Annotated in this window: 21 protein-coding genes, 4 tRNA genes and 2 pseudogenes; 12 read left to right on the top strand and 15 right to left on the bottom strand. The window is 71.7% G+C overall.

The annotated features are described in order from the left end of the window. Nucleotides 1-69 precede the first annotated feature (69 nt). Together AB0N17_RS19720 and AB0N17_RS19715 are read left to right on the top strand one after the other, a co-directional pair. A tRNA-Asp gene (locus tag AB0N17_RS19720) sits at nt 70-144 on the top strand. 541 nt (nt 145-685) lie between these two features. Further along, nucleotides 686-877, top strand: coding sequence for a DUF6274 family protein (locus AB0N17_RS19715; RefSeq protein ID WP_366012650.1), 192 nt, complete (start codon nt 686-688; stop codon nt 875-877). A 459-nt stretch (nt 878-1,336) separates the two neighbouring features. Here AB0N17_RS19715 and bldC read toward each other — a convergent pair whose 3' ends face one another. Both bldC and AB0N17_RS19705 read right to left on the bottom strand, forming a co-directional pair. Beyond that, nucleotides 1,337-1,543, bottom strand: a complete 207-nt coding sequence (bldC, locus tag AB0N17_RS19710) for a developmental transcriptional regulator BldC (RefSeq protein WP_003949541.1) — start codon at nt 1,541-1,543, stop codon at nt 1,337-1,339. 519 nt (nt 1,544-2,062) lie between these two features. Further along, complete coding sequence (locus AB0N17_RS19705; RefSeq protein ID WP_366012649.1) at nt 2,063-2,905, bottom strand: hypothetical protein; 843 nt, start codon at nt 2,903-2,905, stop codon at nt 2,063-2,065. A 200-nt stretch (nt 2,906-3,105) separates the two neighbouring features. Here AB0N17_RS19705 and AB0N17_RS19700 point away from each other — a divergent pair, with 200 nt between their 5' ends. Beyond that, on the top strand, nt 3,106-4,212 hold the full coding sequence (locus tag AB0N17_RS19700) for a Glu/Leu/Phe/Val dehydrogenase dimerization domain-containing protein (protein WP_366012647.1): 1,107 nt from the start codon (nt 3,106-3,108) through the stop codon (nt 4,210-4,212). A gap of 298 nt (nt 4,213-4,510) precedes the next feature. Continuing rightward, nucleotides 4,511-4,759, top strand: coding sequence for a DUF3073 domain-containing protein (locus tag AB0N17_RS19695; RefSeq protein ID WP_361256657.1), 249 nt, complete (start codon nt 4,511-4,513; stop codon nt 4,757-4,759). A gap of 79 nt (nt 4,760-4,838) precedes the next feature. Here AB0N17_RS19695 and purM read toward each other — a convergent pair whose 3' ends face one another. The 7 genes from purM to purS form a co-directional block, all read right to left on the bottom strand. Next, nucleotides 4,839-5,906 (bottom strand): phosphoribosylformylglycinamidine cyclo-ligase, encoded by a 1,068-nt coding sequence (gene purM, locus AB0N17_RS19690; RefSeq protein WP_366012646.1) that lies wholly within the window; start codon nt 5,904-5,906, stop codon nt 4,839-4,841. 35 nt (nt 5,907-5,941) lie between these two features. Then, nucleotides 5,942-7,471, bottom strand: coding sequence for an amidophosphoribosyltransferase (gene purF, locus AB0N17_RS19685; RefSeq protein WP_366012645.1), 1,530 nt, complete (start codon nt 7,469-7,471; stop codon nt 5,942-5,944). A 201-nt stretch (nt 7,472-7,672) separates the two neighbouring features. Then, the gene (locus tag AB0N17_RS19680; protein ID WP_366012644.1) at nt 7,673-8,110 is read right to left on the bottom strand and encodes an META domain-containing protein; all 438 of its coding nucleotides are present in this window, start codon (nt 8,108-8,110) and stop codon (nt 7,673-7,675) included. Between the two features lie 56 nt (nt 8,111-8,166). Continuing rightward, nucleotides 8,167-8,964 carry a sterol carrier family protein gene (locus AB0N17_RS19675; protein ID WP_366012643.1) on the bottom strand — a complete coding sequence of 266 codons (798 nt, stop codon included), beginning with the start codon at nt 8,962-8,964 and terminating at the stop codon, nt 8,167-8,169. A gap of 139 nt (nt 8,965-9,103) precedes the next feature. Next, nucleotides 9,104-11,362 (bottom strand): phosphoribosylformylglycinamidine synthase subunit PurL, encoded by a 2,259-nt coding sequence (purL, locus tag AB0N17_RS19670; protein ID WP_366012642.1) that lies wholly within the window; start codon nt 11,360-11,362, stop codon nt 9,104-9,106. Then, nucleotides 11,359-12,063 (bottom strand): phosphoribosylformylglycinamidine synthase subunit PurQ, encoded by a 705-nt coding sequence (gene purQ / locus AB0N17_RS19665; protein WP_366012641.1) that lies wholly within the window; start codon nt 12,061-12,063, stop codon nt 11,359-11,361. Before purQ ends, purL begins: the two co-directional genes overlap by 4 nt. After that, nucleotides 12,060-12,323, bottom strand: coding sequence for a phosphoribosylformylglycinamidine synthase subunit PurS (purS, locus tag AB0N17_RS19660; RefSeq protein WP_366012639.1), 264 nt, complete (start codon nt 12,321-12,323; stop codon nt 12,060-12,062). Before purS ends, purQ begins: the two co-directional genes overlap by 4 nt. A gap of 309 nt (nt 12,324-12,632) precedes the next feature. Between purS and AB0N17_RS19655 the strand changes: the two genes are divergently transcribed. The 8 genes from AB0N17_RS19655 to AB0N17_RS19620 all read left to right on the top strand — a co-directional run bounded on the left by AB0N17_RS19655 (nt 12,633) and on the right by AB0N17_RS19620 (nt 17,679). Beyond that, nucleotides 12,633-12,950, top strand: a complete 318-nt coding sequence (locus AB0N17_RS19655; RefSeq protein WP_366012638.1) for an Lsr2 family protein — start codon at nt 12,633-12,635, stop codon at nt 12,948-12,950. 167 nt (nt 12,951-13,117) lie between these two features. After that, nucleotides 13,118-13,189 (top strand) — tRNA-Gly (locus tag AB0N17_RS19650). Between the two features lie 80 nt (nt 13,190-13,269). Beyond that, nucleotides 13,270-13,342 (top strand) — tRNA-Gly (locus tag AB0N17_RS19645). Nucleotides 13,343-13,467: 125 nt separating this feature from the next. Beyond that, nucleotides 13,468-14,412: an ABC transporter ATP-binding protein gene (locus AB0N17_RS19640; RefSeq protein WP_366012637.1), complete on the top strand. Its 945-nt coding sequence runs from the start codon at nt 13,468-13,470 to the stop codon at nt 14,410-14,412. A 485-nt stretch (nt 14,413-14,897) separates the two neighbouring features. Continuing rightward, nucleotides 14,898-15,695: an ABC transporter permease gene (locus tag AB0N17_RS19635; RefSeq protein WP_366012813.1), complete on the top strand. Its 798-nt coding sequence runs from the start codon at nt 14,898-14,900 to the stop codon at nt 15,693-15,695. Nucleotides 15,696-15,745: 50 nt separating this feature from the next. Beyond that, complete coding sequence (locus AB0N17_RS19630) at nt 15,746-16,969, top strand: histidine kinase (RefSeq protein WP_366012636.1); 1,224 nt, start codon at nt 15,746-15,748, stop codon at nt 16,967-16,969. A 5-nt stretch (nt 16,970-16,974) separates the two neighbouring features. Further along, nucleotides 16,975-17,580 (top strand): response regulator transcription factor, encoded by a 606-nt coding sequence (locus tag AB0N17_RS19625; RefSeq protein WP_366012812.1) that lies wholly within the window; start codon nt 16,975-16,977, stop codon nt 17,578-17,580. Nucleotides 17,581-17,603: 23 nt separating this feature from the next. Beyond that, nucleotides 17,604-17,679, top strand: a tRNA-Gly gene (locus tag AB0N17_RS19620). 63 nt (nt 17,680-17,742) lie between these two features. On the opposite strand, the gene AB0N17_RS19615 is transcribed toward AB0N17_RS19620, so the two are convergent. From AB0N17_RS19615 to AB0N17_RS19590, 6 genes and pseudogenes are all read right to left on the bottom strand, one after another. Beyond that, the gene (locus AB0N17_RS19615) at nt 17,743-18,642 is read right to left on the bottom strand and encodes a phosphoribosylaminoimidazolesuccinocarboxamide synthase (protein WP_366012635.1); all 900 of its coding nucleotides are present in this window, start codon (nt 18,640-18,642) and stop codon (nt 17,743-17,745) included. A gap of 123 nt (nt 18,643-18,765) precedes the next feature. Next, the gene (locus tag AB0N17_RS19610) at nt 18,766-20,262 is read right to left on the bottom strand and encodes a N,N-dimethylformamidase beta subunit family domain-containing protein (RefSeq protein ID WP_366012634.1); all 1,497 of its coding nucleotides are present in this window, start codon (nt 20,260-20,262) and stop codon (nt 18,766-18,768) included. 286 nt (nt 20,263-20,548) lie between these two features. Further along, on the bottom strand, nt 20,549-23,179 hold the full coding sequence (locus tag AB0N17_RS19605) for a hypothetical protein (protein WP_366012633.1): 2,631 nt from the start codon (nt 23,177-23,179) through the stop codon (nt 20,549-20,551). Between the two features lie 283 nt (nt 23,180-23,462). Continuing rightward, nucleotides 23,463-24,713: a phosphoribosylamine--glycine ligase gene (gene purD / locus AB0N17_RS19600; RefSeq protein WP_366012632.1), complete on the bottom strand. Its 1,251-nt coding sequence runs from the start codon at nt 24,711-24,713 to the stop codon at nt 23,463-23,465. A gap of 109 nt (nt 24,714-24,822) precedes the next feature. Next, nucleotides 24,823-25,467: pseudogene (locus tag AB0N17_RS19595) on the bottom strand (DNA polymerase III subunit gamma and tau); the annotation flags it as partial. Nucleotides 25,468-25,477: 10 nt separating this feature from the next. After that, nucleotides 25,478-25,571: pseudogene (locus AB0N17_RS19590) on the bottom strand (Scr1 family TA system antitoxin-like transcriptional regulator); the annotation flags it as partial.

Here is a 25,571-nt window from a genome sequence, read left to right as displayed (position 1 = left end):
CAGGCGGGCCCACCTCCTGTACAGTCTCTTTTCGCAGCGCAACGCAGCAAGCCGAGCGCCGCGAAACCTGGTCCTGTGGAGCAGTTTGGAGTGCTCGCCACCCTGTCAAGGTGGAGGCCGCGGGTTCAAATCCCGTCAGGACCGCACAGTGAGTGAGGCCCGCATCCCGCGAGGGGTGCGGGCCTCAGTCATATCCCGGCCCTAAGTGCTCCCCTTCCATCAAGGCGGAGGCCGCGCCCGCGGCGGAGCCGCAATCAGACACAGCAAATCCCGTCAGGACCGCACAGTGAGTGAGGCCCGCATCCCGCGAGGGGTGCGGGCCTCAGTCGTACCCCGCCGCGAGTACCCACCGCCCTGCCAAGGCGGAGGCCGCGCCCGCGGCGGAGCCGGTAGTACTGCCCGGTCGACAAGGCTCGCGCCCACCGGCGAAGCCGCAATCAGACACAGCGACCCGACAGGGCCCCCACCAGCAAGGCCCGCGCCCCCAGGAGCTGCGGGCCTCGGTCGTCCCCCACACGCACGCCTCACCGCCGCGATCGGCGCGTCCCCCGCCGCCGGACAGGGCCGGCGCCGGCGAGGCCTCCTCCGGCGCTCTGCGGCGTCGTCCGCGGCCTTGACGGCGTCACATTCCGTCGGTACCCAGGGAGCAGGGCCCGTTCCCCTGTGCGGCTCGCGGAGGTGGCGTATGGCGGCATCGGCCAGGCATGAGACGCGGGCGCTGCTCAGGGCGCATCTCGCGGCCGCCTCGTCCTACCGGCACCTCACCCGCCACTGCCCGGTCTGCCACCGCCTGTTGCGCCTCGCCATGGACGCCGGCACCCACCCCCAGGAGACCGGGGAGGCGGCGGCCGAGGACGAGAGCCCCAGGAGCGCGTGACCTCCCGCGGCCCAACCCCCTTGCCTGCGTGGGGCGCTGGAAGCCGCGCTTCCACTAATGCATCGGAGCCACGGGGGACAAGCGTCCCGGTGTGTGACGGGAGTCACCGCATGAGTTTTTGAAACCGCGGTACTTACCCACGTCCTACAACGGGTCAATTTAATATGTGCAATTGCACCCCTCCCAGAGGGTGCGCACAGTGGTTCCGACAGCCCCACCCAGACTCCGACAAGGCCGCTCACAGAGGCGCCCGCCCCCTCCGACCAGCGCACAAAAAAGATCGCGCTGGACCCGGCGGAGTCCAGCGCGATCTACGACGCACCCTGTGTCGCTGCCTACAACGTTCTCTTCGGCTTGGGCGTGGGCCCTGTTGGGGCAGGTCCCGCGTCGCTTGGAGCTAGGGGTTCGGGCGCCTCGGCCAGTTGGGGGACCGACCGTTTTGCCCGATTATTCAGTTGTTCAGGCCTCGCTGCGCTGCTGCGGGATGCCCGCGAGCAGTGCGCGGACCTCGGCTTCGCGGTAGCGGCGGTGCCCGCCGAGCGTACGGATCGACGTGAGCTTGCCGGCCTTCGCCCACCGCGTGACCGTCTTCGGGTCCACGCGGAACATCGTGGCGACCTCAGCCGGGGTCAGCAGCGGCTCGGCATCAGGGGTGCGAGCGGTCATGAGCGGCCTCCTCGGGAGAACCGAACCTTCTCGGTTCTTTCCTCTAAATTCTGCACCTTGACCCACGTTGCCCGAAATGGCGGACGCGGGCCGAGTCGGTTATAGGACGAACGGCTTGTCCTCGGCACTACAACTACACCATCTGTCCAGCCACGTCGGCCAAACCGATGGAATTGCCCTCCCAGGTGTTCATCAGCGACGGAAGCCGATGGACCATGCCATAGCGGACAGTCACGCCACTGTGACGATCAGTCACAGTGGCGATCAGGAGGCACCAGACCCCCCATAGCGTGCAATGCAGAGATTCCACCCATGCTGGGGCACAGTTGGGCAGATGGAACCCTCCCCGGGCTCCTTGTCCTATTTTGGCACGAGGGGCGGCAAGAGACGCAAGGGCCGCGTAAGTGCCGTCCATCACCCTTGAGACAAAAGCCCGGATCGGGACCAACGTCCCGTCAGATGGTCAAGTGCCGTAGACCGTACGTCCTTCAGCGGCTTTTGGACCGTGACGTGCGTCACTCAGTTCGCAGAGCGCCGGTCCCGTACCGCCCGCCACCGCTCCACGAGCCGCCCGTAGGCCTCGCCGGCCGCCGCCCCGTCCCCGCGGCGCAGCGCCTCGACACCCGCGGCCACGTCCGCCGCCGAGTGGTCGCCCTCCAGTTCGCCGGCCGGCAGCACGTGCACCAGGCCGCCGTAGTCCAGCTCGACCAGCGAGCGCGGGTGGAACTCCTCCAGCCAGCGGCCGACGTCCACCAGGCCGTCGATCAGGGGTCCCTCCTCGACGGCGTCCTTCAGCGTGCGCAGCGCCCGCGCCACCCGGCGCCGGGCCTGGACCATGGGAGTGCGGTAGCGCAGCAGCGGGGGGACCTCCGCGGTGCCCTTCTCGTAGCGCCGCTCCTCGTCGGAGACCAGCACGAACCAGTTCAGCGGCACCTGCCAGGTCGCCGTGCGGATCCAGGGGCGGGCGTCGGGGTTGCGGGCGAGCCAGCGCTCGTAGTCCTGGGCGGCCTGGTCACGCACCAGCGGCGGCAGCACCGCGTCCAGCACCGGCGGCGGCAGCTCCCCGGCCAGCTCGCCGAGCGCCTGCCAGCCGCGCAGCCGGGTCCGCCAGGGGCAGACGCAGACCACCCCGTCGACCTCCAGCACGAAGGCGTCACTGCTCTCGTGCACCGGCACCGCGACCGGCGGGGTGGGCAGCAAGTCGGCCAGGGAGCGGCGTAGTTCGTCCTGGTAGGTGGGGCGGTCCGGGCGGCGGGCGTAACGCGCCCAGTGGCTGCGCTCCGGCTCCGGGAAGGCGGCCAGCGGCTCGTACACGCGCAGGTACGCGGCATAGGGGACGACCACGGAGGACACCTTCGGCACGCCTGCTCCCTCCCCATCGGGCCCGGCTCGAAACCACTGCAAATCGTGCCACGGTCATGCGTGCACATTCGGCACGGGAGAGTGATCCTGAACACTGCGCGGATGGTGGTCGCGCCGAGGCTCTACGCTCATGCCACGGCACCCCGCCACCCGCACGGGGTTCCGCCCCACTCGCCGCTCTTTACACAGGAGTCACCACAGTGACCGAGGTAATTGGCGCACCTGCTGATGTTCTGCACACCCTGTTCCACTCGGACCAGGGGGGCCATGAGCAGGTCGTGCTCTGTCAGGACCGCGCGACCGGCCTGAAGGCCGTGATCGCCATCCACTCCACCGCCCTGGGCCCCGCTCTCGGCGGCACCCGCTTCTACCCCTACGCCACCGAGGCCGAGGCCGTCGCGGACGCTCTCAACCTCGCGCGCGGGATGTCGTACAAGAACGCCATGGCCGGGCTCGACCACGGCGGCGGCAAGGCCGTGATCATCGGCGACCCGGAGCGCGACAAGACCGAGGAGCTGCTGCTCGCCTACGGCCGTATGGTCGCCTCGCTGAGTGGCCGCTACGTGACCGCGTGCGACGTTGGCACCTACGTCGCCGACATGGACGTCGTGGCCCGCGAGTGCCGCTGGACCACCGGCCGCTCCCCCGAGAACGGCGGCGCCGGCGACTCCTCCGTCCTCACCGCCTTCGGTGTCTACCAGGGCATGCGCGCCTCCGCGCAGCACCTGTGGGGCGACCCCCTGCTGCGCGGCCGCCGGATCGGCGTCGCCGGTGTCGGCAAGGTCGGCCACCACCTGGTGCGCCACCTGCTGGACGAGGGCGCCGAGGTCGTCGTCACGGACGTCCGCGCGGACGCCGTCCAGCGGATCCTCGACCAGCACCCCGAAGGGGTCACGGCGGTCGCCGACACCGAGGAGCTGATCCGGGTCGAGGGGCTGGACATCTACGCCCCCTGCGCGCTCGGCGGCGCTCTGAACGACGACAGCGTGCCGGTGCTCACCGCCAGGGTGGTCTGCGGGGCCGCCAACAACCAGCTCGCCCACCCGGGCGTCGAGAAGGACCTCGCCGACCGCGGGATCCTCTACGCGCCGGACTACGTGGTGAACGCGGGCGGGGTCATCCAGGTGGCCGACGAGCTGCACGGGTTCGACTTCGACCGGTGCAAGGCGAAGGCGGCGAAGATCTTCGACACCACGCTGGCCATATTCGCACGTGCGAAGGAAGACGGGATTCCGCCGGCCGCCGCGGCCGACCGGATCGCCGAGCAGCGCATGGCCGAGGCGCGCGCCGGCCGCGCGGCCCACTGATCGCCGGGCACCGATCGCACGTTTGAGCGGTACCCGCCGGTGGGAACTTAGAGAGAACTCTCACTTCCACCGGCGGGTCGTTCCCCGATAAGTGGTTAAAATCGCCACTGACCAGCGAGGACGGGGCGCCTCGAAGGTCCTGGGCACAGGCGCGTGCTGCGGGCGACGTACCGTATGGGCGCGGGCTCAGGTACCGTGGAAGCCCTACGGACCGGCCTCTCCACGGAGGGTCCGTTCCGATCATGAACGCGTGTCAGACTCTGGGGCCGTCGAGCCCCGTCACCGAGGGGGTCGAGCCATGGGGCGCGGCCGGGCCAAGGCCAAGCAGACAAAGGTCGCCCGCCAGCTGAAGTACAACAGCGGTGGGACTGATCTGTCACGTCTGGCCAGTGAACTGGGCGCATCGACTTCGAGCCAGCCGCCGAACGGCGAGCCGTTCGAGGACGATGAGAACGACGACGATCTCTATTCTCGGTACGCCGACCTCTATGAGGACGACGACGAGGACGAGGACGAGGGTCCCTCACAGCACCGTCGCGGCGCTTGACCTAGTACTCAGCACCTGCCCGGTCGGTGGCACTGCCACCGACCGGGTTCTGTGCTACCCCCAGGTCAGCCGGCGGCCTTCAGTTCGCGTAGGTCCCGACCAGCTCGGCGCCGGTCTCCTTGTCGCCGCGCCCGGTGATCTCGCCGGCCACCCAGGCCTCGACACCCCGGTCCGCCAGGGTCGCGAGGGCCACCTCGGTGGACTCCGGCGGGACGATCGCCATCATGCCGACGCCCATGTTGAGGGTCTTCTCCAGTTCCAGGCGTTCGACGTTCCCGGTCCTGCCGACCAGGTCGAAGATCGCGCCCGGGGCCCAGGTGGACCGGTCGACGGTCGCGTGCAGCTCGTCGGGGATGACCCGGGCCAGGTTGGCCGCGAGGCCACCGCCCGTGATGTGGCTGAACGCGTGCACGTCCGCCGTACGGGTGAGCGCCAGGCAGTCCAGCGAGTAGATCTTGGTGGGCTCCAGCAGCTCCTCACCGAGGGTGCGGCCCAGCTCGGCGATCTCCGCGTCCAGGGCGAGGCCCGCGCGCTCCAGCAGGACGTGCCGGACCAGGGAGTACCCGTTGGAGTGAAGCCCGGAGGACGCCATGGCGATCACCGCGTCACCCGTGCGGATACGATCCGCGCCGAGCAGCCGGTCGGCCTCCACGACGCCCGTACCGGCGCCGGCGACGTCGAAGTCGTCCTCGCCCAGCAGACCGGGGTGCTCGGCCGTCTCGCCGCCCACCAGGGCGCATCCGGCGAGCACACAGCCCTCCGCGATGCCCTTCACGATGGCTGCGACGCGCTCGGGGTGGACCTTGCCGACGCAGATGTAGTCGGTCATGAACAGCGGCTCGGCGCCGCACACCACGATGTCGTCCATGACCATGGCGACCAGGTCGTGGCCGATGGTGTCGTAGACGCCCATGCGGCGGGCGATGTCCACCTTGGTGCCGACGCCGTCCGTGGCGGAGGCGAGCAGCGGGCGCTCGTAGCGCTTGAGGGCGGAGGCGTCGAAGAGGCCGGCGAAGCCGCCGAGGCCGCCGAGGACCTCGGGGCGCTGGGTCTTCTTCACCCACTCCTTCATCAGCTCGACCGCGCGGTCGCCCGCCTCGATGTCGACGCCCGCCGCTGCGTAGCTGGCACCAGTTGTCTCAGACATGACTGTGAGAGCTTTCGTGTCGTACTGCAGGGGTGTTACGGGCGGCGGATCGCGTCGGCCGCGGCCGTGGCGGCGGGACCGGCCGCCAGCTCGGTCTCCAGCAGCTGCTTGCCGAGCAGCTCCGGGTCCGGAAGCTCCATCGGGTACTCGCCGTCGAAGCAGGCGCGGCACAGGTTCGGCTTGGCGATCGTGGTCGCCTCGATCATGCCGTCGATGGAGATGTAGGAGAGGGAGTCGGCGCCGAGGCTGGTGCCGATCTCCTCGATGGTCATGCCGTTGGCGATCAGCTCCGCGCGGGTGGCGAAGTCGATGCCGAAGAAGCAGGGCCACTTCACGGGCGGGGAGGAGATCCGGATGTGGACCTCCGCCGCGCCGGCCTCGCGGAGCATGCGCACCAGGGCCCGCTGGGTGTTGCCGCGCACGATCGAGTCGTCCACGACGACCAGGCGCTTGCCCTTGATGACTTCCTTCAGCGGGTTCAGCTTCAGGCGGATGCCCAGCTGGCGGATGGTCTGCGAGGGCTGGATGAAGGTCCGGCCGACGTAGGCGTTCTTCACCAGACCCGCGCCGAAGGGGATGCCGGAGGCCTCCGCGTAGCCGATGGCGGCCGGGGTGCCGGACTCCGGGGTCGCTATGACCAGGTCGGCCTCGACCGGGGCCTCCTTGGCGAGCCGGCGGCCCATCTCCACGCGGGAGAGGTACACGTTCCGGCCGGCGATGTCGGTGTCCGGGCGGGCCAGGTACACGTACTCGAAGACGCAGCCCTTGGGCTTCGCTTCCGCGAATCGGGAGGAGCGCAGGCCGTTCTCGTCGATGGCGACGAACTCGCCCGGCTCGATCTCCCGCACGAAGCTCGCGCCGCAGATGTCGAGGGCGGCGGACTCGGAGGCGACCACCCAGCCGCGCTCCAGGCGGCCGAGGACCAGCGGGCGGATGCCCTGCGGGTCACGGGCGGCGTAGAGGGTCTGCTCGTCCATGAAGACGAGGGAGAACGCGCCCTTCACCTTCGGGAGCACCGCGTGCGCGGCCTCCTCGATGGTCAGCGGCTTGCCGTCCTCGTCGACCTGGGCGGCCAGCAGGGCCGTCAGCAGGTCGGTGTCGTTGGTGGCCGCGACCCGGGTGGAGCGGCTGTTGTTGTCGTTCGGGAGTGCGGCGACCATCTCGGCGAGCTGCGCCGTGTTGACCAGGTTGCCGTTGTGGCCGAGCGCGATCGAGCCGTGCGCGGTGGCACGGAACGTCGGCTGGGCGTTCTCCCACACGGAGGCCCCGGTGGTCGAGTAGCGGGCGTGTCCGACCGCGATATGACCCTGGAGCGAACCGAGAGAGGTCTCGTCGAAGACCTGGGAGACCAGGCCCATGTCCTTGAAGACGAGGATCTGGGAGCCGTTGCTGACCGCGATTCCCGCGGATTCCTGACCCCGGTGCTGGAGGGCGTAGAGCCCGAAGTACGTGAGCTTTGCGACCTCTTCACCCGGAGCCCAGACGCCGAAGACGCCGCAAGCGTCCTGGGGGCCCTTCTCGCCGGGAAGCAGATCGTGATTGAGTCGACCGTCACCACGTGGCACGCCACCGAGTGTAGGCGAGGTCGACCACTGGTCCGAATTGGGGATGCGCGACCCGGACCGGCGGGCCGATGTGGATCAGCTTGGGTGATTCTCAGTTTCCCCTGGTCAGAGACGTGCGGCCGGGTGCGGCCCGGAGCTGGGGCGCGCTGTGCGGGGCGGCTGGGCGGGTCTTCGCCGCGGGCATGAGTGAGGTGTCGCACATCATTCGGGTGTGCCGCGGCTGAGGTGCACGCGCTCCCCGTGACCCGTGGTGAGGACGAGCGTCCCGTGTTCGGCCGTGCCGGTGAGCGTCTGGCCGCCGAGCGCGCGGGCCAGGGCCCGCTCGAAGGTCATCCGGGTGGGGTCGCAGGCCATCCGGGTGGTGCGCAGGCCGCCGAAGGTGATCCGGTCGCCGTGCACGGTGGCCTGGGCGCTGAACTGGTTGCAGCCCAGGTTGCCCGCCGCCCTTCCGTCCGCGTCGATGCGCAGCCGGGCGGCGGCGGGGGCGCGCAGGGTCGTCCCGTCGGTGGTGACGCTGTCGACCCGCCACTCGACGCCGGTCACGGGTTCGTGTGCGGCCACCGGACCACTGTCCCCCTTCGCCCCGCCGCAGGCCACCCCCAGGGGGCCGAACACGACGGCCAGCGCCGCCGCCGTCACGCGTTGCTTGTACCGGTTCATACCGGTTCGACGGCTCGATGGGGCGAGTGGTTCCGCTACGCCATGATCGGCAGCAGCTCCCCGATGTCGGCGCGCTCGCCGCTCGCGCTGACCTTGGCCTCGGCCAGTGCGTCCTTCCAGGTCAGACGGCCGGTGGCGAGCCGGACCCAGGTCAGGGGGTCGGTCTCGACGACGTTGGGCGGGGTGCCGCGGGTGTGCCGCGGGCCCTCCACGCACTGCACGACGGCGTACGGCGGCACACGCACCTCGGTGGAGCCGCCGGGCGCCTTCACGGCGAGGGCGTCCGCGAGCAGCCGGGTGGTGGCGGCCAGGGCCTGCCGGTCGTGCGGGACGTCGAGGCCCGGCACGGCGTCGTTGAGGTCGTCGGTGTGCACGACGAGCTCGACGGCACGGGTGACCAGGTACTCGTCCAGGGACAGGGCACCGGCGCTCGTGCCGACGAGCCGGCCGCCGGGATGCTCGTCGAGCAGGGCGCGCAGGGTCTGCTCGACGTCCGTCAGGTAGGCGTGCAGGTCGGACTGTTCGGCGGCGAGGTTCCGGGTGAACTCGTCGATGGCGGCGGAGTTGGCCGAGGTGGCGAAGGGCCAGTCGAGCAGCACGGCGTCCGCCCTCGGCGGCTCGGGCAGGGCGAGCGCCCGGTGGAGCGCGCCGAGCGCCATGCCGATGTGCGCGACGAGGTCGCGGACGGTCCACTCGCCGAGCCGCGTGGGCCGGGCGAACTGCTCGGGTCCCAGGCCGCGTACGGCCTCTCGTACGTTCCCGAACTGGGCGAGGACGGCTGTTCGGGTCCTGGCGGGGTCGTAGCTGCGCGCGCGCTTCTTGGCCGGTGGCATGGCGGTGAGCCTATGCCTTCACCCCGTGGCCCTTCAGGCCGTTTTCGACCAGGGCGAGCGCGTGGCCGGGGAAGCCCCGGCCACGCGGAAAGGGCCCCGCCCGGTGTCCCGGGCGGGGCCCTCACAGGCGTACGGCGGACTACTTCAGCAGCGCCGGGATGGTGTCCTCGTGCGCCGTGCGCAGCTCCTCCAGGGTGAGTGTGAACTCGCCCTGCACCTCCACCGTGTCACCGTCCACGACGCCGATGCGGGTGACCGGCAGGCCGCGGGCACCGCACATGTCGTTGAAGCGGACCTCCTCCGAGCGCGGCACGGCGACGACCGCGCGGCCGGCCGACTCGGAGAACAGGAAGGTGAAGGCGTCCAGGCCGTCCGGGACGACCAGACGGGCGCCCTTGCCGCCCAGCAGGGCGGACTCGACCACGGCCTGGACCAGACCGCCGTCGGACAGGTCGTGCGCGGAGTCGACCATGCCGTCGCGGGAGGCGGAGATCAGGATCTCGGCCAGCAGCCGCTCCCGCTCCAGGTCGACCTTCGGAGGCAGGCCGCCGAGGTGGTCGTGGACCACCTGGGACCAGGCGGAGCCGCCGAACTCCTCGCGGGTGTCACCGAGGAGGTAGAGCAGCTGGCCCTCCTCCTGGAAGGCGACCGGGGTGCGGCGGGCCACGTCGTCGATCACGCCGAGGACGGCGACGACCGGGGTCGGGTGGATCGCCGCCTCGCCCGTCTGGTTGTAGAGCGAGACGTTGCCGCCGGTCACCGGGGTGCCCAGCTGCTGACAGCCGTCGGCCAGACCGCGCACGGCCTCCGCGAACTGCCACATCACCGCCGGGTCCTCGGGCGAGCCGAAGTTCAGGCAGTCGGAGACCGCGAGGGGCTTGGCACCCGTGGTGGCGACGTTGCGGTACGCCTCCGCCAGGGCCAGCTGGGCGCCCGTGTACGGGTCCAGCTTGGCGTAGCGGCCGTTGCCGTCCGTGGCGATGGCGACGCCGAGGCCGGTCTCCTCGTCCACGCGGATCATGCCGGAGTCCTCCGGCTGGGCGAGGACGGTGTTGCCCTGCACGAAGTGGTCGTACTGGGAGGTGATCCACTTCTTGGAGGCCTGGTTCGGGGAGGCGATCAGCTTCAGGACCTGGTCCTTCAGCTCCTCGCCCGTCTCCGGACGCGGCAGCTTGCCCGCGTCGTCGGCCTGGAGGGCGTCCTGCCACTCGGGGCGGGCGTACGGGCGCTCGTAGACCGGTCCCTCGTGCGCCACCGTGCGCGGGTTCACGTCGACGATCTTCTCGCCGTGCCAGAAGATCTCCAGCCGGTCGCCGTCGGTGACCTCACCGATGACGGTGGCGATGACGTCCCACTTCTCGCAGATCTCCAGGAAGCGGTCGACCTTCTCCGGCTCCACGACCGCGCACATGCGTTCCTGCGACTCGCTCATGAGGATCTCCTCGGGCGAGAGCGTGGAGTCGCGCAGCGGGACGTCGTCCAGGGTCACGCGCATGCCGCCGGAGCCGTTCGAGGCCAGCTCGGAGGTGGCGCAGGACAGACCGGCGGCACCGAGGTCCTGGATGCCGACGACCAGCTTCTCCTGGAACGCCTCCAGGGTGCACTCGATGAGGAGCTTCTCCTGGAAGGGGTCGCCGACCTGGACCGCGGGGCGCTTCGAGGGCTTGGCGTCGTCGAAGGTCTCCGAGGCGAGGATCGAGGCGCCGCCGATGCCGTCGCCGCCCGTGCGGGCGCCGTACAGGATGACCTTGTTGCCCGCGCCGGAGGCCTTGGCGAGGTGGATGTCCTCGTGCCGCATCACACCGATGGCACCGGCGTTGACCAGCGGGTTGCCCTGGTAGCAGGCGTCGAAGACGACCTCGCCGCCGATGTTGGGCAGGCCCAGGCAGTTGCCGTAGCCGCCGATGCCGGCGACGACGCCCGGCAGGACGCGCTTGGTGTCCGGGTGGTCGGCCGCGCCGAAGCGCAGCGGGTCCACGACCGCGACCGGGCGGGCGCCCATCGCGATGATGTCGCGGACGATGCCGCCGACGCCCGTGGCCGCGCCCTGGTAGGGCTCGACGTACGACGGGTGGTTGTGCGACTCGACCTTGAAGGTGACCGCGTAGCCCTGGCCGACGTCCACCACACCGGCGTTCTCACCGATGCCGACGAGCATGGCGTCGTTCTCGGGCGCCTTCTCACCGAACTGGCGCAGGTGGACCTTGGAGGACTTGTACGAGCAGTGCTCCGACCACATGACCGAGTACATGGCGAGCTCGGCACCGGTCGGGCGGCGGCCGAGGATCTCCACCACCCGCTCGTACTCGTCCTTCTTCAGACCGAGTTCGGCCCAGGGCAGCTCGACGTCGGGGGTCGCGGCCGCGTGCTCGACCGTGTCCAGAGGCGTCCGGCTCATGCGTTGACCAGCTTCTTGAGGATCGAGGTGAAGAACGGGAGCCCGTCGGTACGGCCCGTACCGATCAGCGGCTCTACGGCGTGCTCCGGATGCGGCATGAGGCCGACGACGTTGCCCGCCTCGTTGGTGATGCCGGCGATGTCCCGCAGCGAGCCGTTCGGGTTGCCGTATCCATCAGCGGCTTCGCCGCGGACCAGGTACCGGAAGGCGACGCGGCCCTCCGCCTCCAGCTTGTCGAGCGTGTACTCGTCGGCGACGTACCGGCCGTCCATGTTCTTCAGCGGGATGTGGATCTCCTGGCCCTGGCGGTAGTCGCCGGTCCAGGAGGTCTCCGCGTTCTCCACCCGCAGCTTCTGGTCGCGGCAGATGAAGTGGAGGTGGTCGTTGCCGAGCATGGCGCCCGGGAGGAGGTGGGCCTCGGTGAGGATCTGGAAGCCGTTGCAGATACCGAGGACCGGCAGACCGGCCTTCGCCTGCTCGACGAGCGGCTCCATCACCGGCGAGAAGCGGGCGATGGCACCGGCGCGCAGATAGTCGCCGTACGAGAAACCTCCGCACAGCACCACGGCGTCGACCTGCTTGAGGTCCTTGTCCTTGTGCCACAGGGCGACCGGTTCGGCGCCCGCGACACGGATCGCGCGCTGGGTGTCCCGGTCGTCCAGACTGCCGGGGAAAGTGACGACGCCAATACGAGCGGTCACTTGGCCGCCTCCGCCACTTCTTCGACCTTGACGACGAAGTCCTCGATCACGGTGTTCGCGAGGAAGGATTCCGCCAGATCATGGATGCGGGCGAGTGCGGCCTCGTCGACCGGCCCGTCAACTTCCAGTTCGAATCGCTTTCCCTGACGTACGTCCGAGATCCCGGTGAAACCCAGGCGCGGCAGCGCACGCTGGACCGCCTGGCCCTGGGGGTCGAGGATCTCCGGCTTGAGCATGACGTCGACTACGACGCGTGCCACTGGCACTCCCGGTGTGTGGTGCTGAGCAGGTTCCTTCAGACTACCCGCACAAAATTTCTACGCGGGTAGAGTTGGAGGAAACTACGTGAGGCGCATCACGATCGGGTGTCGAAGCCGTACCGCCACGAAAAGTTCTGGGAAAGTTCGACGGTCCGCGGCGGCCGCCTATTGTGCTCGGACACGCGGACGGATTTAGTCGGGCTTCACTTTGCATTGCCGGGCACTGTACAAATGAATTGGCAATAGCCGATACTCGGCACGTCATCGCCGTGAGCTGTATCGACGTGCCGCACGAAGGGACCGATATTCGTGGCGCAAAAGGTCGTGGTCACTCTCTTTGACGACATCGACGGCTCGGAAGCGGCGGAAACGATCGCCTTCGGACTCGACGGCAAGTCGTACGAGATCGACCTGAACGAAACCAACGCCAAGAAACTGCGCAAGGCGCTCGCGCCGTTCGTGGAGGCCGGCCGCAAGCGCTCGCGGTCCGGCAAGGCGTACAAGCAGACGGAGGTCGCCCCCGACCCGGCGGCCGTCCGCGCCTGGGCCCAGGCCAACAAGATGGACGTCCCCGCCCGTGGACGCATCCCGAAGAAGGTCTACGAGGCGTTCAGCGCCGCGCAGTGAGCCCGCGAAGGGGCGAGTCCTCAGGGTCCGTCAGCGGGCCCTGAGGGCCGTGCACTTCGCGGCACCGGGCCGAGCGGGGGAGCCGACTTGCGCAACCCCCCTGCTGATCAGCTAATGTCTGCAGCACGCCGAGGGGCGAGGCCGAAAGGCCGGATCCCGAGGACCATGCGGGTGTAGTTCAGTAGTAGAACATCCCCCTTCCAGGGGGAAGGCGCAGTGTGCGATTCCTGTCACCCGCTCTGACATCGGTCACCGACCACTCTTGTGGATCAGGTAGGCTGGTGTTCGCACCGATCGGTGGGAGCCGGTCGGGGGCAGTGCGGACGTAGCTCAGTTGGTAGAGCGCAACCTTGCCAAGGTTGAGGTCGCGAGTTCGAGCCTCGTCGTCCGCTCAGGAAAAAGACCCCGGTCCACTGGACCGGGGTCTTTTCGTTGTCCCCGCTCGTCTGACATTTGTCATGCCGGACGATGACATCGCGCACTGCCGGCCCGGCCCGCACGCCGGGACGCTGGCTTCATGCACTACGACGAACACGAACACGTGATTGAGGTCACCGATCTCAGGCGCGTCTACGGGGGCGCGTTCGAGGCCGTGCGTGGAATCAGCTTCTCCGTGGCCCGCGGGGAGATCTTCGCGCTGCTCGGCACCAACGGGGCGGGCAAGACCTCGACGGTCGAACTGCTGGAGGGCCTCGCCGCACCCGCCGGGGGGCAGGTCCGCATCCTCGGCCACGATCCCCACCGGGAGCGGGCGGCCGTACGGCCCAGGACCGGCGTGATGCTCCAGGAGGGCGGCTTCCCGGCCGAGCTCACCGTCGCCGAGACCGCCCGGATGTGGGCGGGGTGCACGAGCGGGGCGCGGCCGCCGGCCGAGGTCCTGGGGCCGGTGGGACTGGCGGACAAGGCCGACGTCCGGGTCAAGCAGCTCTCCGGTGGTGAGCGGCGCCGGCTCGACCTGGCGCTCGCCCTGCTCGGCGACCCCGAGGTGCTCTTCCTGGACGAGCCGACGACCGGGCTCGACGCGGAAGGCCGCCGCGGCACCTGGGAGTTGGTACGCGCCCTGCGCGACGTGGGCACGACCGTACTGCTCACCACGCACTACCTGGAGGAGGCCGAGGGCCTCGCCGACCGGCTCGCCATCCTGCACGAGGGCCGGATCGCCGTCTCCGGAACCCCGGCCGAGGTCACCGCCGGCCGGCCCTCCCGGATGGCCTTCGAACTGCCCGACGGCTACTTCCTCGGCGACCTGCCGCCGCTGGCCGACCTCGGTGTCTGCGACCACGAGAGCGACGGAAGAGTCGTACGGCTGCGGACGACCCAACTGCAGCGCACCGCGGCCGCGGTGCTGGGCTGGGCCGAACGGACGGGCGTCGAACTGCGCGGCCTCGACGTGCGGTCCGCCTCGCTGGAGGAGGCGTTCCTCGGGATCGCGAGCGAACACGCACGGGAGACGGCGACATGAGCGGCCCGGGGGCGCACACGAGGGGACACGGTGCGAGCGGGACCGGAGCGCGGGTTTCGTCCGGAGCGCGGTTGTCGTCCGGAGCGCGCGCCGGGGCCGGAGTCGGTGACGGGCTCCGGGGCAGGGACGGGGCCGGAGTCGGTGACGGGCTCCGGGGCAGGGACGGGGCCGGAGTCGGTGACGGGCTCCGGGGCAGGGACGGGGCCGGAGTCGGTGACCAGGCCGAAATCCGTGACCGGGTCAGGGAGCGGGCCGGGGTCGAAGCCGGGGGTGGAGTCGGAGACAGGGGCGGGAGCGAAATCGGTGACGGGGTTGGAGACAGGGACCAGGCCGAGAACGGTGACCGGGCCGAAGACAGAAACCAGGCCGAGAACGGTGACCGGGCCGAAGACACGAACCAGGCCGAGAACGGTGACCGGGTCGGGGTCGAAGTCCGTTGCGGGGGCGGCATGAAGACGGAGGGATGCGGCGTGAGTGGTGTCCGGGTGGCGGGGCGGGTCGGCGCGCGGAGCGGTGACCGGACGACGACGGGCCGGCGGCTGCGGGCACTGGCCCGCGCCGAACTCGCCCTCCTCGGCCGCAACCGCGGAGTCGTGTTCACCGCGCTGACCGTGCCGCTGCTGCTGCCGTTCAGCGTGCGGCCGGCCGTCGACCAGCTCGATCTGGAGAAGCGGGGGCTGAGCGTCGGCACCACCCTGCTGACGGCCGCGGTCGGCTTCTCCTTCCTCTTCGCCGTCTACACCTCCCTGGTCAACGTCTACGTGGCCCGCCGCGAGGAACTCGTCCTGAAGCGGCTGCGCACCGGGGAGCTCTCCGACGCCGAGATCCTCACCGGCACCGCCCTGCCCGCCGTCGGCATCGGCCTGGCCCAGGCACTGCTGCTGTGCGCCGGGTGCGCGGTCCTGCTGCACACCGGCGCGCCCAGGGCGCCGTACCTGATCCTGCCGGGGCTGGTGGCCGGGTACCTGGTCAGTGCCGCGCTCGCCGCGCTCACCGCGTCCTTCACCAGGACCGTGGAGAGCGGCCAGGTCACCGCGCTGCCGATGGTGTTCCTGTCGATGATCGGCTCCGGGCTCATGATCCCCACGGAGGTCATGCCGGACGGTCTGGCCTCCGCGTGCGAACTGCTCCCGCTGTCCCCGGCGATCCGGCTGGTCCACGGTGGCTGGACCGGTCAGTTGAGCGCGCACGACGCGTTCGGCGCCCTCCTGACGGCGTTGGCCTGGGCCGTCCTCGCGGTGTTTGCTGTAGGACGGTGGTTCCGGTGGGAGCCGCGGCGCTGACAGCGGGCGCGGCACCGGGACGGCGAGTGACGGGGGACGGGGGGACGGGGATGACCGGGCCGTACGGCTGGTGGAGGCGCAAGACCACTCCGGCGAAGGTCGAGACGTACACACGCTGGTCGTTCCACTTCTTCATCGCGGTGGAGGTCCTCGGCGTGGGCCTGCCCGTGGTCGGGCACGTGCCGCCGGGGCTCGCGGGCCGGCTGGTCGCCATGGTCGCCGTGCACGCGGTGGCGGTCGCGGTGACCGCCTCCCTGGCCCTGGACTGGACGCGGGGCCGGCGCGCCCAGCCGATGGGGGCGCTGTGCGCGCTCGCCGCCCTCACCGTGGTCCTGGCGGTGACCGCGCTCCTGCCGCACCGGTACGGACCGGCCGGCACGGGCGCCGGGACCGCCGTCGGCACGGTCTACGGTGGGCTGTTCTGCTGGGGCGGGGGCATGCAGGCGCTCGGTCTGCGCAGCCGGCGGCGGACGTTCGCGGTCGTCTCCGGGTTCGCCTGCGGCGCCGCGCTGATCGCGGTGCCGCTGGGCGTGCCCTGGCCCCTCGCGGTGGTCACCGGCCTCATGGTGTTCCTTGGGGGCGGGTTCCTCGCCCTCACCTGCATCTTCTCCCTCTGGCTGCTCAACTGCGTGTACGAGCTGGACGAGGCGCGGGAGACCCGGGCCCGGCTCGCCGTCGCCGAGGAGCGGCTGCGGTTCGGGCGGGACATGCACGACGTGCTGGGGCGGAACCTGTCGGTGATCTCGCTCAAGAGCGAGCTGGCCGTGCAACTGGCCCGGCGGGGACGGCCGGAGGCCGTGGAGCAGATGATCGAGGTGCAGCGCATCGCGCAGGAGTCCCAGCGGGAGGTACGGGCCGTCGTACGCGGCTACCGCGAGGCCGATCTCGGGGCCGAACTCTCCGGTGCGCAAGGGGTGTTGTCCGCCGCCGGAATCGACTGCGAGGTGCGTGCGGAGACGGCGGGGCTGCCCGCGGACGTGCAGTCCGCGCTCGGCTGGGTGGTGCGTGAGGCGACCACCAACGTGCTGCGGCACGGGGACGCGAGCCGGTGCCGGGTGGCGCTGCGGACGCTGGAGGGACGTGCGGTGCTGACGGTGGAGAACGACGGGCTGTCCGCGGCCCCCGACGGGGGCGGGGGTTCCGGGCTCGCCGGGCTGCGGGAGCGGCTGGCGGCCGTCGGCGGGACCTTGGAGGCCGGGCCGGTGCCCGGAGAACGGTTCCTGGTGGTGGCCGAGGTGCCACTGAGGCAGGAAGTGAGTGGAGTCACATCGTGAGTACTGTGGTACGGCTGTTGCTTGCCGACGACGAGCATCTGATCCGGGGCGCGCTGGCCGCGCTGCTGTCGCTGGAGGACGATCTCCTCGTCGTCGCGGAGGCGGCCGGCGGCCCCGAGGCGTTGGCGATGGCGCGGGCCCATGAACCCGATGTGGCCGTGCTCGATCTCCAGATGCCGGGCGCCGACGGTGTGAAGGTCGCCACATCCCTGCGCGCCGAACTGCCGGACTGCCAGGTGCTGATCGTCACCGGACACGGGCGGCCCGGCCACCTGAAACGGGCGCTCGCGGCCGGTGTGCGCGGGTTCGTCCCGAAGACGGTCAGCGCGCAGCGGCTCGCCGAGATCATCCGGACCGTGCATGCCGGGAACCGCTACGTGGACCCCGAGTTGGCCGCCGACGCGATCTCCGCCGGGGACTCCCCGCTGACGGCGCGGGAGGCCGAGGTGCTGGAGCTGGCGGCCGACGGCGCGCCGGTCACGGAGATCGCCGAGCGGGCCGCGCTGTCGCCGGGGACCGTGCGGAACTACCTCTCCTCGGCCGTCACGAAACTGGGGGCGGAGAACCGTCATACGGCGGTGCGTCTCGCACGGGAGCGAGGTTGGGTATAGTTGCTCTCGCGCCACGGCGCAGTGCGGACGTAGCTCAGTTGGTAGAGCGCAACCTTGCCAAGGTTGAGGTCGCGAGTTCGAGCCTCGTCGTCCGCTCCAGCAAGGCCCCCGGGAGACCGGGGGCCTTTTGCGTTGCCCCCGGTCTCCCGGGGGCGGGGCGGGTCAGCGCCAGCCGACACCCGTCAGGCGCTCGTACGCCTCCACGTACTTCTGCCGGGTCGCCTCCACGACCTCCTGCGGCAGCGGCGGCGGGGGCTGCTCGCTCGTGCGGTCCCAGCCGGAGGCGGCGGAGGTCAGCCAGTTCCGGACGAACTGCTTGTCGTACGACGGCTGCGCGCGGCCCGGCTGCCACTGGTCGGCCGGCCAGAAGCGGGAGGAGTCCGGGGTGAGGACCTCGTCGGCGAGCACGAGCGCGTCGCCGTCGAAGCCGAACTCGAACTTGGTGTCGGCCAGGATGATCCCCCGGTCCCGGGCGATGTCACGGGCCCGCGAGTACACGGCGAGCGTGGCCTGGCGCAGCTGGGCGGCGGTCTCGGCGCCGACCTGGCGGGCGACCTCCTCGTAGGAGACGTTCTCGTCGTGCTCGCCGACCTCGGCCTTGGTGGCCGGGGTGAAGATCGGGGCGGGCAGCTCCGAGCCGTCGACCAGTCCTTCGGGGAGGGCCAGGCCGCAGACCGTACGGGACTCGTTGTACTCGAGCAGGCCGGAGCCGGTGAGGTAGCCGCGGGCCACGCACTCCACCGGGACCATCTTCAGCGACTTGCAGATCAGCGTGCGGCCCGCCCAGTCGGCCGGGGCGCCCGCGGGCAGTTCGGTGCTGATCACGTGGTGGGGGGCCAGGTCGCGCAGCTGGTCGAACCACCACAGGGAGAGCTGGGTGAGGACGCGGCCCTTGTCGGGGATCTCGGTGGGCAGCACCCAGTCGTAGGCGGACATGCGGTCGCTGGCGACCATCACGAGGTCGCCCGCCTCGTTCTGGTACAGCTCGCGCACCTTTCCGGTGTGCAGGTGCACCAGGCCCGGAACCTGGATCGGCTCGGGCTTTTCTACGAATCCGGACACGGTTCCTCCCCGTGGTTCTGTCCAAGTGCCTCGATTCTCCCTTATGCGGGCGAACGGTTTCGGCCAGGGGGTCGCCGGACGCTTCCAGGGCGGTCGGCGGGGGCGCCGGACGCTGCCGGAGGGTCAGTCGCGTTTGCAGATGCGGTCCAGCAGGTTCGCGGTGGCGCGCTGGATCCTGGGGTCCACGTGGCCGGGGCGGTCCAGGGCCGGGGACCAGGCGAAGGTGCCGGAGGCGAACACCCAGGCGCCGGAGGGGGCGCGGTACAGGGAGGTCTCCTGGTGGCGCTGGACGCCGTCGTTGTCGGTGTAGGGGGAGTGGGCGAGCAGGATGCGCTCGTCGTGGTCCGGCAGGGCGGTGCGCGGGAAGTACCGGTCGGCCTCGCCGGCCACCAGGCCCTCGATCTCGTCGCCCTCGTGCGCGCCGGTCGCCTCCCACAGCCAGTGGCCTGCGTTGCGGACGATCAGCGGGTGCGGCTCGGGGACGCGGCCCGCGTACTGGATGCCGACCAGCTGCTGTTCGGGCCGGTCGATCTCCCGCCACAGCACCGGCTTTCCGGGGCCCTTGCGCTTGCGGCAGGTCAGCAGCCGGTCGGGCACCCCGGACGGGGACGGGCCCAGCTCGACCTGCCAGTACATGGTGTTGGCGGAGAGGAAGACCAGCGAGGTGCCACGGTCTCGGGCCTCCTCGACGGCCCGGCGCATCGGCACCGTCCAGTACTCGTCGTGGCCGGGGAAGACCAGGCCCCGGTAGCGGGCGGGGTCGACGCGGCCGGCGTGCAGGTCGCGGGCGTCGGCGTAGGCGAGGTCGTAGCCGTAGCGCTCGGCCCAGCGGATGAAGTCGTAGGCGTGGCCCACGTGGAGCGGGAGGCCCGCGCCGGCGTAGGGGCGGTCGAAGGAGACCGTGGTCGCCGCGTCGGCCTCGCCCAGCAGGCCGCCCTTCTCGTCCCAGGCGTGGTAGAGGCTGGCGCCGGTGCGGCCGTCCTCCGGGTACAGGTTGTACGCCTGCCAGGTGATGTCCGGCAGCAGCAGGAGCAGGTCGGCGGGGTGATCGTCGCGGACCGTGAACGGCACGTGGGAGCGGTAGCCGTCGGAGGTGGTCAGGACGGCCACGTAGGCGCCGATGCTCCAGTGGGAGGGCACCTGGAGGCGCCAGGACAGCCACCAGTGGTGACAGGAGACCGTGCGGTCGGCGGCCAGCGGCGCGGGCTGCACGATGCCGGACAGCCGGGGGCTGGTGGTGATCTTGGACGCGCCGTCACCGCCGTAGTGGCCGATCCGGTAGATGTCGACGCTGAACTCCTGGGGCCGCTCGACCGTGATGTGGAAGTCGATCGCCTCGCCGGGCGTGACCGCGCCGGAGGAGGTGAAGCCCTTGATCTGGCGGTGCACGTCGTCGGCCGAGCGGGGGCCGGGACCGGACGAGCGGGGGGCCGGGACGCGCGGGTTCTCCCCGGTCGGCTGCGGCTGGCTCGGGTCCACGTACCAGGGCACGACGTGACCGGTGTCGTCGAAATAGGTCTCACTGCCGCGCAGCCAGGGCACCGGGCCCTGACCGAAGGGGTCCGTGACGGCGTGCGCGAGCGCTCCGGACTCCCAGCGGCGGATGTGGTCCGAGGCCATGGTCGCTCCCCTCCCTCATGCCCCCGTGCGCTGTCTCGGTGGTGCTGGTCTGCTGGTCTGCTGGTCTGCCTTGGGCTGGCCGTGCGCGTTGTGCTCGGCCGGGCTGTCGTATGTCGCAAGCCTTTGCCAAAGGCGTGGTCGGTCCCAGCACATCACATAACGCACGGGCTCGGTCACTAGTCGTTGCGAATTGACCTGAAGTGGAAGTCCCTTCTCCGTTACGACGGGGGCGGTGGTGGCGTACGGCTGCGGGTACGGGCCGCCCGGGTACGAGGGGGAGCGGGGGTCAGACGAGCCGTACGGGCTTCTCGGGGCGTATCCCGGACGCGGCCAGCCAGTCGCGCAGCGGGCCCGGGTCTCCCTCCTCGATCAGGCTGCGGACCTTGGGCGCCAGATCGGCGGCCCGCTCACCGTCCAGCAGCAGGGAGGGGCCGTCCAGCCAGTCCAGGGCGGGGACCGCGCCGGCGGTGTCCACGGCCGCGCAGCACACCATCGCCGTGACGTGGTCGGCGAGCAGATCGCGGCCGGTGCGCGGGGGTTGGAGCGGGAACAGCGGCAGTCCGCCGTCGTCCCACAGCGCGCTCTCGGGACACCGCCCGGCAGCGGACGCCCCTCGCGGCACGGCAGCCTCCTCACGGGCCAACTGTGCACTGAGCCCGGCGGCGAGAACAGCGCTGCGCTCGGTACCGGGGTCGGTGTCGTCGTCGGGGTGGAGGGCTGTCGTTTCCGTGGAGGGGGTGGCCGATTCACCGGGCCCGGCGGCGGCCACGGGCCCGGCGGGGGCGAGGGTGTCCTGTGCGGCGACCACGGGCCCGGCGGGGGCGGCGGCTTCCTCTACGGCTCCGGCCTCGGTCGGGGGCTGCTGGGGGCCGGGGGCGCCGGGGGCGGGCGTGGACGTCTCGGCGGCGCCGGGCTCGATGGCCTCAGTGGGTGCCGACTCGCCGCTCAAGCCCGTACGGACTGTCTCCTTGGCCGTCCCGGACTCGGCGAGCGGGCCGGGGCCGGCGGGCTCCCTCATCGGACCGGACTCGGCAGCGGGGCCGGGAGCGACGCTCTCCCCCACGATCCCGGACTCGGCGAAACCGCCGGGGGCCGTCACTCCGGCGGACCTCTGCTCGGCAGCCAGGCCGGGAGCGCCGGGCTCACGCATGCGCCCGGACTCGGCGAAACCGCCGGGAGCGGACTCACCGATGAGACCAGGCTCCGCAAAACGGCCGGGATCGGCGGACTCAGCGATGGGACCAGGCTGGGCAGCCGGCCCGGGATCGGCGGACTCGTCCATGCGCCCGGACTCGGCGAAACGGCCGGGAGCGGACTCACCGATGAGACCAGGCTCCGCAAAACGGCCGGGATCGGCGGACTCGGCGATGGGACCAGGCTGGGCAGCCGGCCCGGGATCGGCGGACTCGTCCATGCGCCCGGACTCGGCGAAACCGCCGGAGGCGGACTCGGCGATGGGACCGGGCTCCGAGAAACGGACGGGATCGGCGCTCTCACCCACCACCCCGGACCCGGTGAAACCGCCGGGGGCCGTCTCTCCGACCGGGCTGGGCTCGGCGGAGCCGGGGGCCGTCCCCGTGGTGAGGTCGGGGCTCGTGGGGAGTTCGGTGTCCGAGGGGTGGAGCAGGGGCGTGGCGGGGGTCGGTTCGGTGAGGTGGTCCAGGACCCGGGAGAGGGTGGGACCGCCGGGGTCCGGGGTGGCGGGGTCGAGGGACGGGCGGACGCCCAGGGAGTCCAGGACCCGGTGCAGGCGGGCCGCGTCGGCGCGCCATGTGCGGTCCACGACCTCCTCCGGATACGCCTGCCACTCCACCGGGGCCCAGTCGGGGCCGGTCTCGGCGGGGCCGCCGTGGAAGAGGCGGGCGGCGAGGAGGGAGGTGGCCTCGTCGATCGCGCCGGGCTCCTCCAGCAGGTCGCAGGCGGGACGCTCACCGAGGCGGGAGGCGAACCCCTCGGCCAGCCGGTCGCGCCGGGACAGCTCCGTCAGTGCCGCGACCACGCCCGCGTCCAGCCGGGACGGCCAGCGGCCCATGCGCCAGGCGGGCAGCGCCACCCGGGTCAGCAGCCGGTCCCAGCCGGCGTAGGCGAGGCCCACCTGCTCCTGGGCGACGATCCTGAGGCCGTAGTCCACGGCCTGCGCCCGCTCGGCCGCCGCCGCGGCAACGCCCCGCTCCATCTGCGTCGCGTGCTCGCGGCAGCCGCGGAGCAGCAGCCGGGCCACCCAGCCGAGCACCGCGCACACCCCTCGGGTCGCCGGACAGCGGCCCGGCGTCGCGGCCACGGCCACCGCCGCGTCCAGTCCGCGCACGAAGCGGCGGGCGGCGGCTATGTCGGGGTGTGCCGAGGGGCCCGTACCCGCGATGACCGGGGCGAGGACCGCCCGCAGCTCGCCCACCCGCATCCACCACAGGAACGGGGAGCCGATGACCAGGACCGGCGCGAGGGGCGCGCGGCGGTGGCCCGGGCCGGCTATCTCGTCCGCCGCCGGGCGCGGGGGCGGGCCGTGGGCCGAATGGGCGCGGTCCTCCAGCCAGCTGTCGCAGTCCGGGGTGAGCGCTATCGCCGAGGGGGCCGGCACGTCGAGGCGGTCGGCGAGGTCGCGCACCATCCGGTACAGGTCCGGGGCGGACTCCTCGGCCACCGGCACCGTCGGGCTCACGGCGGGACGGGCCCGCGCCACGACCAGCGCGATGCCGGCGGCGGCCAGCAGCACCAGCACGGCGAGCACACAGACGACCCAGCGGACGGTGTCCCAGCCCGGGCCGGTGAGATGACCGGTGGCACCCCCGGTCAGCAGGATCACCGCGGCACCCGCGGGCAGCAGGGCCACGGCCAGCGCCCGGCCCCGCACCCGCAGCACGGCGAGGGCGCGGGAGCGCGCCGCCTGCGCGCCCATCTCCACACCGATTCCGGTCACGAGCCGACCTCACCCCCTCCCCGTCGATTGCCGTGCTGTCCTGGTGTTGCTCACTCCCCCACTGTGGCACCCGCCACCGACATCGCAATGCCGGTGGGCCAAGTGCCGGAACACTTGCGCGGCACCCTAGTTGGGGCCCCGGCCCCCGTCATCCATATGGGCGATTGCTCACTCGATGGAATGGCGTTGGTCAGAGCTGGGTGACAGACAGCAAAGATCGGGCCCCGGATTCCGGTCCGGGGCCCGATCAGGTCGAGAATGCGCCGCTGAGGCCGTCGGGACGCTACGCCTGCGCCGCCTTCGCCGCGATGTCCGTGCGGTGCTGGGAGCCGTCCAGGCGGACACGGTCCACCGCCCGGTACGCCCGCTCGCGCGCCTGTGCCAGGTCCACGCCGACGGCCGTGACGGACAGCACCCGGCCGCCCGCGCTGACGACCGCGTCGCCGTCCCGCCGGGTCCCGGCGTGCAGCACGTACGCGTGCGGGGCGTCCTCGGCGGTCACCTCGTCCAGGCCGGTGATCGGGTCGCCCGTGCGAGGGGTGCCCGGGTAGTTGTGCGAGGCGACGACGACGGTGACGGCCGCCTCCTCGCTCCAGCGCAGGGGCGCCAGGTCGGCGAGGTTGCCGGTCGCGGCGGCCATGAGGAGACCGGCCAGCGGCGTCTGCAGCCGGGCCAGCACGACCTGGGTCTCGGGGTCGCCGAAGCGGGCGTTGAACTCGATCACCCGCACTCCGCGCGAGGTGATCGCGAGCCCGGCGTAGAGCAGGCCGGAGAACGGGGTGCCGCGGCGGCGCAGCTCGTCCACCGTCGGCTGCAGCACCGTCTGCAGCACCTCGTCGACCAGCTTGGGGTCGGCCCACGGCAGCGGCGAGTACGCGCCCATGCCACCGGTGTTCGGGCCCTCGTCGCCGTCCAGGGCGCGCTTGAAGTCCTGGGCGGGCTGGAGCGGGACGACCGTCTCGCCGTCGGTGACGGCGAACAGGGAGACCTCGGGGCCGTCGAGGAACTCCTCGATGACCACCCGTTCGCAGGCGGCGGCGTGCGCCTTGGCGGCCTCGACGTCCTCGGTGACGACCACGCCCTTGCCCGCGGCCAGCCCGTCGTCCTTGACGACGTAGGGGGCGCCGAAGGCGTCCAGGGCCTCGGCGACCTCCTCGGCCGTCGTGCAGACGTAGGAGCGGGCGGTCGGCACCGCGGCCGCCGCCATGACGTCCTTGGCGAAGGCCTTGGACCCCTCCAGCCGGGCGGCCTCCCCGGACGGGCCGAAGACCGGGATGCCGGCCGCGCGCACGGCGTCGGCCACGCCGGCGACCAGCGGGGCCTCCGGGCCTACGACGACCAGCTCGGCGCCGAGGCGGCCGGCCAGCTCGGAGACCGCCGCGCCGTCGAGCGCGTCGACCTGGTGCAGCTCGGCGACCTCGGCGATGCCGGCGTTGCCGGGGGCGCAGTACAGCGCGGTGACGTCGGGGTCGAGGGACAGGGAGCGGCACAGGGCGTGTTCGCGGGCGCCGCTGCCGATGACGAGGACCTTCACGGGGTCAGCCTACTGGCAAGGTCGCCGAAGGTCGGGCGCCGGTGGAGTTGGGGGTTCCTCCAAGAGTGCGGGGCGCGGGCCGCGCCGTACCGGCGCGCCCGGGCGGTCCCTACTCGTTCGAGAACTCCTCCACCACCGTCGCCCCCAGCTCCCGGACGATCAGGTCGTGGCCGGACAGGGCCGACTCGTCCAGGTCCGGATCGTCGTCCTCAGGGGTGTCGTCCTCGGGGGCGACCGGAGCCGGCGGCTCGGGCGCGGCGGGCTGCGGGGCCGGGCGGGCGGGCGCCGCCGAGGCGCCCTGAGGGGCCGTAGACGGCTGCGGGGCCGACGCGGGAGCCGCCGGACGGGCGGCGGACTGGGTGCCGTAGCCACCACCGCCGCCACCGCCGGCGGGCGCACCGCCGTAGCCCGCGCCACCGGAGGACGCGCCGCCGTAGCCGCCTGCGCCGCCGTAGCCCGGCGAGCCGCCCGCGGGCGGGGGCGCGGAGCCGCCGCCGGACGGGTCGATGATCGCCTCGATCTTCCACTGCACGTTGAACTGCTCGGCCAGCGCCTGCCGCAGCACGTCCTCGCTGCCGCTGCCGGCGAAGTTGTCGCGGGCACCGGAGTTGACGAAGCCGAGCTGGAGCGTGGTGCCGTCGAAGCCGGTCACCTGGGCGTTCTGACTGAGCAGGATCCAGGTGAAGCGCCGGCGGTTCTTGACGGCCTCCAGGATGTTCGGCCAGAGCATGCGGGGGTCGAGGCCGCCCGCCGGGGGCGTGAACCAACTCGTCGTCGGTCAGTTCAGGAAGCCTGGACGAGAAGACCGCACGCGAGTAGTCCTCCGTCTGCAGCAGGCCCGGCACATAGAGGATCGCC

It is taken from the genome of Streptomyces sp. NPDC051133 (genome assembly GCF_040682635.1).
GTDB lineage: Bacteria > Actinomycetota > Actinomycetes > Streptomycetales > Streptomycetaceae > Streptomyces.
Note: the sequence above shows the minus strand (reverse complement) of the source record. Positions and strands in the feature narration are given on the sequence as shown.

What these genes read in the sequence shown, in the direction of transcription:
- bldC (WP_003949541.1), bottom strand. Translation starts at nt 1,543, where the DNA reads ATGACCGCTCGCACCCCTGATGCCGAGCCGCTGCTGACCCCGGCTGAG.
- AB0N17_RS19610 (WP_366012634.1), bottom strand. Translation starts at nt 20,262, where the DNA reads ATGGCCTCGGACCACATCCGCCGCTGGGAGTCCGGAGCGCTCGCGCAC.
- AB0N17_RS19715 (WP_366012650.1), top strand. Translation starts at nt 686, where the DNA reads ATGGCGGCATCGGCCAGGCATGAGACGCGGGCGCTGCTCAGGGCGCAT.
- AB0N17_RS19695 (WP_361256657.1), top strand. Translation starts at nt 4,511, where the DNA reads ATGGGGCGCGGCCGGGCCAAGGCCAAGCAGACAAAGGTCGCCCGCCAG.
- purM (WP_366012646.1), bottom strand. Translation starts at nt 5,906, where the DNA reads ATGTCTGAGACAACTGGTGCCAGCTACGCAGCGGCGGGCGTCGACATC.
- AB0N17_RS19675 (WP_366012643.1), bottom strand. Translation starts at nt 8,964, where the DNA reads ATGCCACCGGCCAAGAAGCGCGCGCGCAGCTACGACCCCGCCAGGACC.
- purL (WP_366012642.1), bottom strand. Translation starts at nt 11,362, where the DNA reads ATGAGCCGGACGCCTCTGGACACGGTCGAGCACGCGGCCGCGACCCCC.
- AB0N17_RS19630 (WP_366012636.1), top strand. Translation starts at nt 15,746, where the DNA reads ATGACCGGGCCGTACGGCTGGTGGAGGCGCAAGACCACTCCGGCGAAG.
- AB0N17_RS19640 (WP_366012637.1), top strand. Translation starts at nt 13,468, where the DNA reads ATGCACTACGACGAACACGAACACGTGATTGAGGTCACCGATCTCAGG.